General features: G+C 44.2%; 8 protein-coding genes. 3 read left to right on the top strand and 5 right to left on the bottom strand.

The genetic code is table 11. The annotated features are described in order from the left end of the window. Positions 1 to 413: 413 nt before the first annotated feature. Positions 414 to 1,115, bottom strand: coding sequence for a TIGR00266 family protein (locus ACR0QN_RS05455; protein WP_432650185.1), 702 nt, complete (start codon positions 1,113 to 1,115; stop codon positions 414 to 416). Positions 1,116 to 1,273: 158 nt separating this feature from the next. Here ACR0QN_RS05455 and ACR0QN_RS05450 point away from each other — a divergent pair, with 158 nt between their 5' ends. The 3 genes from ACR0QN_RS05450 to ACR0QN_RS05440 all read left to right on the top strand — a co-directional run bounded on the left by ACR0QN_RS05450 (position 1,274) and on the right by ACR0QN_RS05440 (position 3,390). Continuing rightward, entirely contained in the window at positions 1,274 to 2,266 is a 993-nt protein-coding gene (locus tag ACR0QN_RS05450) for a helix-turn-helix transcriptional regulator (RefSeq protein WP_432650184.1), read from the top strand. A 4-nt stretch (positions 2,267 to 2,270) separates the two neighbouring features. Continuing rightward, a complete protein-coding gene (locus ACR0QN_RS05445) occupies positions 2,271 to 3,038 on the top strand; it encodes a TIGR00282 family metallophosphoesterase (protein WP_432650183.1) in 768 nt (255 codons plus the stop codon). Positions 3,039 to 3,123: 85 nt separating this feature from the next. Beyond that, positions 3,124 to 3,390, top strand: coding sequence for a stage V sporulation protein S (locus ACR0QN_RS05440; RefSeq protein ID WP_432650182.1), 267 nt, complete (start codon positions 3,124 to 3,126; stop codon positions 3,388 to 3,390). A 34-nt stretch (positions 3,391 to 3,424) separates the two neighbouring features. Here the strand turns inward: ACR0QN_RS05440 and ACR0QN_RS05435 are convergent, their stop codons facing one another. The 4 genes from ACR0QN_RS05435 to ACR0QN_RS05420 all read right to left on the bottom strand — a co-directional run bounded on the left by ACR0QN_RS05435 (position 3,425) and on the right by ACR0QN_RS05420 (position 5,540). After that, positions 3,425 to 3,757 carry a type II toxin-antitoxin system PemK/MazF family toxin gene (locus ACR0QN_RS05435; RefSeq protein WP_432650181.1) on the bottom strand — a complete coding sequence of 111 codons (333 nt, stop codon included), beginning with the start codon at positions 3,755 to 3,757 and terminating at the stop codon, positions 3,425 to 3,427. Continuing rightward, positions 3,751 to 3,990 (bottom strand): AbrB/MazE/SpoVT family DNA-binding domain-containing protein, encoded by a 240-nt coding sequence (locus ACR0QN_RS05430; RefSeq protein WP_432650180.1) that lies wholly within the window; start codon positions 3,988 to 3,990, stop codon positions 3,751 to 3,753. The genes ACR0QN_RS05435 and ACR0QN_RS05430 overlap by 7 nt, the downstream gene beginning before the upstream one ends. Before the next feature lie 285 nt (positions 3,991 to 4,275). Beyond that, positions 4,276 to 4,434, bottom strand: coding sequence for a hypothetical protein (locus ACR0QN_RS05425; RefSeq protein WP_432650187.1), 159 nt, complete (start codon positions 4,432 to 4,434; stop codon positions 4,276 to 4,278). 386 nt (positions 4,435 to 4,820) lie between these two features. After that, the gene (locus tag ACR0QN_RS05420; RefSeq protein ID WP_432650179.1) at positions 4,821 to 5,540 is read right to left on the bottom strand and encodes a prepilin-type N-terminal cleavage/methylation domain-containing protein; all 720 of its coding nucleotides are present in this window, start codon (positions 5,538 to 5,540) and stop codon (positions 4,821 to 4,823) included. Positions 5,541 to 6,000: the final 460 nt, after the last annotated feature.

Below are 6,000 nucleotides of genomic sequence, written 5' to 3'. Positions count from 1 at the left end.
GTCGATAAAGTGTTTAGTCGAAAAAATTTGCACAAATAAGGTCATAGTAAAAGTTTCGTCCACCTTTTCAAAGGTGGCAGGGGTCAAGGGGGCGGCGCCCCTTGTCGCCCTTCCGCAATGATAAACAAAGTTTATCTGCGAAATCTCCTTTATCCTTCAAGAACGGAGCAAGGGGTGAGAAATGCGACAGCATTTCGAGGGGAAGGCATATTGCGAAGCAAGCTTCACACGACCGCCTCCCCTTGTAGAGCGCTCAAACACCCTTACTCTCAAAAACGTTCCGGTGGAACGTTTTTGACAAAGCAATTTCTGTATGGGTTTGTGCATATTATATAATTGTCCGTTTCTTTTTCGACAGACTGAACCGCCTTTCGGAAATACCCAAAAGGCGGTTTTATCAGATGTTTATGATATTAGTTTCCGGTAACGATGTAGGGCTGAACAGCGCTTGCAAGAATATTTGCAGGCATTGTCTGGAGCCAGATCTTGCCGGGGCCTGTAACCTTTGTGTTAAAGAGACCCTCGCCGCCAAGGAGCATATTTCCTACGCCCTTGACTGTCTCGATATCCATAGAGCAGGTAGCTTCCATAGCCGCAAAGTAGCCTGTGTCGATGAGCATAGAATGACCGGGAGCCAGGTCATACTCAACAATGCCGCCGTTTATCTCAAGGAAGACCATACCCTTGCCGGTGAACTTCTGCATAATGAAGCCCTCGCCGCCGAAAAGACCTGCGCCGATCTTCTTCTGGAAGAAAATTTCCATATTAACGCCGATAGTGTTTGCAAGGTATGCGGATTTCTGAGCAACGATAGGCTGAACGCTTGTATCAAAGCAGATGATATCGCCGGGGAAGGTTGAAGCAAATGCGATCTCGCCGGGGCCGCCTGCTGCGGAATATGTATTGCGGAAGATTGACTCGCCTGTTACAGCGCTTTTAGCCATTTTTCCCAGAGCGCCCAGAAGACCGTTGCCGCCTCCTGAGCCGAGACCTGTCTGCATCTGCATAGTAGGGGTCATCCAGGACATAGCGCCTTTCTGACACTCAACAGCCTCGCCTGCTTCAAGACGGCAGATGAGCACGGGCAGGGGAGCGTTTTTAACTTCGTACTGCATAATAATACCTCCATAATTCCATAATATCATAATAGGATTTTAGCAATTTTGCAATTTAATCATAACATAAAATAATCAATGTGTCAATAGATTATTATAAATTCTAATCTGATTTTTATTTTTCCATAACATAAAATAATTTTTGGGAAGTGATATCAATGTCAAAAGAAGCAGGCATAAATCAGAAGCTGAAATTCTTATATCTTGCGGATATTTTCAGAAGTGAGACCGACGAGGAGCACCCTATCAGCATATACTCCCTTTCGGAGCGCCTCGAGGATCTGGGTATAAAGGCTACCCGAAAGACACTCCTTGATGATATCCGTCTTTTAGAGGATTACGGAATGGACATCATCACCGTTCCAATGGGCAAAATGCTTGGCTATTATCTTGGCAGCCGCAGCTTTGAGCTTCCCGAGATAAAGCTTCTTGCGGACGCCGTAAGCTCCTCACGTTTCATAACCGAAAAGAAATCCCGTACCCTGCTTAAAAAGCTTGAGGGACTTACCAGCAATTTTCACGGGCAGGAGATAAACCGCCGGGTCTTTGTGGCAAACCGTATCAAATCGGAAAACGAGGCGATCTACATAAGCATAGACACCATTCAGCAGGCGATAGACAGCAAAAAACAGATATCCTTCCGCTACTTTGACCGCACGGTGGGAATGAAGAAAAAATACCGTCCCGGAGGACGTACCTGCTCCCCCTACGCCCTTGCCTGGAACGACGGCAGCTATTATCTTGTGGGCAAGCAGGGAAAATACTCGACCCTTTCAAACTTCCGCATAGACCGTATGGAGAATGTGGTGATCCTTGATGAAAAAGCCGAGCCTATCCCTGAGGGCTTTGACCTTGCCGAATACACCGCCACTACTTTTTCAATGTTCAGCGGCGAGGTGTGCACCGTTACCCTGCGGCTTGACAACAGCCTTGTGAACGTGGTAGCCGACAAATTCGGCTCAGACCTCATTCTCATTCCCGACGGGGAGGATAAATTCACCGTAAGCGTAAAGCTTGTGGCAGGAGCGGCATTTTACGGCTGGCTGTTCCAGTTTGGCGACAAGGCAGAGGTGGTCTCACCCGAAAATATCCGCAGGGAATTTCTTGATATGATGGAAAATGTCCGCAGAAAATACGATACGGAGGACTGATCATTTGATAAACGTTTTATTTATAGGCGACATAGTGGGTTCAAAGGGCTGCGATTTTGCGGAAAAGACCGTAGGCAGGCTAAGGGCAAAGGAGCGGCTTGACATCGTAATTGCAAACGGAGAAAATTCCGCCGACGGTAACGGTATAACCAAAGCTTCAATGGAGCAGCTTTTCCGTTTTGCGGACGTGATAACCACAGGAAATCATTGCTTCAGGCGCAAAGAGTTCACCGAGTACTTCGACATAAAGGAAAATCTGCTCCGTCCCGCCAATTATCCCGAGGGAGTGGTGGGCAAAGGCTCTGTAGTCATTGATATGGGAAGATACAGCTTCGGGGTCATAAATCTTATGGGCACAGCTTTTATGGAGCCGCTCAATAATCCCTTTGAGTGCGTTGATAAGCTTCTTCGGGATATGGACACTCCGAATATCCTTGTGGATTTTCACGCCGAAGCCACTTCCGAGAAAAAAGCGATGGGCTTTTACCTTTCGGGCAGGGTATCGGCAGTCATAGGCACTCACACCCACGTTCAGACCGCCGATGAGATAATTCTTGAGGGACATACCGGGTATATCACCGATGCAGGAATGTGCGGAGCGGAGCTTTCCGTACTCGGGGTAAAAAAGGAGCTTGCTATAGAAAAGCAGCGGACAAAATGTCCCGTTAAGTTTGTGGAATCTGAGGAAACTCCCTTTTTTAACGGTGTAAAGCTTTGCATAGATGAAAAATGCGGTAAAGTTCACAGTATTGAGCGGCTGATTATTAGATAAATCGCCTAAATTTCCGTAAATCCTTGCATATGATCGCTTTTTCGTATATAATTATGTTAACGAAAAATGAAAGGGCGGTCTCAAAATGGATATACTGAGAGTTTCGGCAAATTCCTCTCCCAATTCGGTTGCGGGAGCGATTGCCAGCATTGTCCGCAGCAGCGGTCAGACGGAGATACAGTCGGTGGGGGCGGGAGCAACCAATCAGGCGGTAAAATCCATTGCGGTAGCAAGAGGATATCTTGCGGCTGTGGGACTTGATCTTGTTTGCTTTCCCGAGTTTTCCACCGTAGAAATAAACGGCGAGGAACGAACGGCAATGCGGTTCGTTTGCTTTGCTTTAAGTGAATAATAATAAAAATAAGGGACTGTTGCTGCAGTCCCTTTTATGTTATATCATCAATTTCAGAAAAAATAATATCAATAACCTTTTTCAAAATATCGTCCGGAAGTGTTTCTGTAACCGAATGAGGACGGCTGTTAAGGTCAAGTGAACGTATATGTTCACACAAGATAACTCCTGTTGTCTTAGTGCGTTCATCGAGAGGAACGTGCGTTGGAAAACGGTTATTGGTATTCGTTATCGGGCAAGCAATGACAAGCTTTGTTTTTTCAATAAAATAATCACTGCTGACGATTACAGCAGGGCGGTAGCCTGCCTGCTCGTGACCTGACTGTGGGTCAAAGCTTACTTTGATAATATCTCCTTGCTTTACCATATTTCTTTACCCACAGGCTCGCCCCAGTCAATTTCTTCGGGAACATATTCGCCGTCATATCCCTCGAAAAGTTCTTTAAGGCTCTTCCTTTCGTTAGCTTTTCTTATAACTACCTCGTTATCCTTTACAATAAGTGTCAGTTCTTCGTTGTCAGTCCAGTGAACGGTATCAAGTATGATCTTGGGTATTCTAATACCCTGACTGTTACCCCATTTCTGAATAGTTGTAGTCATAATATCACCTCCGTATATACTTAGTATATACTAAATGATTTGATTTGTCAAGTGTTAATGTACATAATCTCAAATTTTTTCCACCGTAGAAATAAACGGCGAGGAACGAACGGCAATGCGGTTCGTTTGCTTTGCCTTAAGTGAATAAGGATAAAAATATGGGACTGCATCGGCAGTCCCTTTTATGTTATTACAACATATGATAAAGCAAAAAAACTCTCCACATTCCGAAGAATGTGGAGAGTATGTAAGCTTTTAGAGATTTAGAACAATTATATGCTCAAATCAAAGCTCTGTGCCCCATGTAGCTGCAGCGCCCTTCTTGGACTCCTTGGGGTAGTTACCAACGTAAGAGTCAGAAGAAGTCTTTCTCCACTGAGTCCACTTGGGAGACTGGTTAGCGATTTCGCCGCAAACCTCACCTGCGCCGGACTTACCACCCATAAGGGACTGGAGAGCAAGCTTAAGGTCAGCATCACTTGCACCGTTCCAAGCGGGATCGGTAGCAGCAGGAGCAGAAATGTCGCCAGCAGTAAATGTACCAATTGATACAGTGTTACCAGCAACTTCGCACTTTGTGCACCATGTAGCTGTGTTTGTGTAAGCGAGCTTAGCGTTGGAGTTAGCGGAAGAGTACTTGGAGTCACCAACGTAACCGATCATAGAGGGAACGAGGATAGCTGCGAGTACACCGATGATTGCGATAACAACGATAAGTTCGATAAGGGTGAAGCCCTTCATTTTTGAATTTCTCATAGGAAATTCCTCCTTTTAATAAAATAAATTTTGATTTATAAGCTACAGAGTCTTAGTCGCTCTGAAGTTATACATTAGAATGCAGGACCGGGAATAGGATACTGACCGGTATAATCATGAATCGGTTCGCCGGAAACAGGATGATGGATTATATCCAATTCCTGACACTTCTCTGTGGAAGCTGCAGAACCAAATTCTGTAGTGTAGAGCCTGTCGTTGCACTGAGCAACATTAGCTCCGCTTTTACCACTGTTTGTGCCTATCAGATAGACTGCATTGTTTCTGTCCGCTTCATCGGAAAGCTTACCGTTGTAAACTGCATAAGCCACTGTGAAGGTTTTAGGATAGAATGCAATTACCCAGGAACCGTTGAAGCTGCCATCCAGCCTTGCTTCAATGCCGTCAGCAATAGGAAATGCTACTTTTAAATCGGCGTTCACTTTTTGGATATAGTCTGACTTTATACCTGAGGAAAAAGGTACTACCGTTCTGTTGTTATCAGCCTTTGTGCTGTCAGCAGCAATATCGGAAGTAACCATTATCCAGCAAACCTTTGTGGTTGTGCTGTCGGCAATGTCAGATGGCTTTACGCCTTTGACCTGCAGCGAAGTCAGATAATCCTGAGCTGCCATATAGATCTGCTGAGCCTGAGTATTTGCTGCTTGGATCTGACTTGTTCTTATGTAGGATAGTACGTTCGGAACAAGAACCGCTGCCATAATGGCGATTATCGCAATGACAATTATCAGTTCCAGCAGAGTGAAGCCTTTCAGCTTCGGCTTTGATTTGTTCATTGGACACCCTCCTTTTTGTTAGGCAGATACCAATGTATCAGTTTCGGACTTGGAGCTTTCAGCTCTCTGAGGAGTTCCTTTTGGTTTTCCTCTCTCCCTTGACTGTAATTACATTATAAACTATCTGCACTCAAAAGTCAATAGTTTTCTGATAATTTTTCCTCTAATTTTGTGAATTTGTGGATTACTTCACTTAATCGTTTCAAAATGGTCATTTTTAAAGCGTATTGCACAAAACGATTGTTTTATAACCTCTTAAATCACTAATTATTGCAATTTTTTTGACGCCCGTATCATAGTGCAAAATGCATATTACACACCAAATTAAATTTTGGAATCCTGTTTATACATTTTATTATCACAATACTTGTGATAATTTCATCCGAAAACTATAAAAATCTTTGATTATTACAATTTGTAACCATTAGAAGGCCGCTTATGTGAAAATGTACTGTAATTT

It is taken from the genome of Huintestinicola sp., assembly GCF_050874005.1.
In the GTDB taxonomy this organism is placed as follows: domain Bacteria; phylum Bacillota; class Clostridia; order Oscillospirales; family Ruminococcaceae; genus Huintestinicola.
This window is presented reverse-complemented; position numbering and strand designations above follow the sequence as displayed.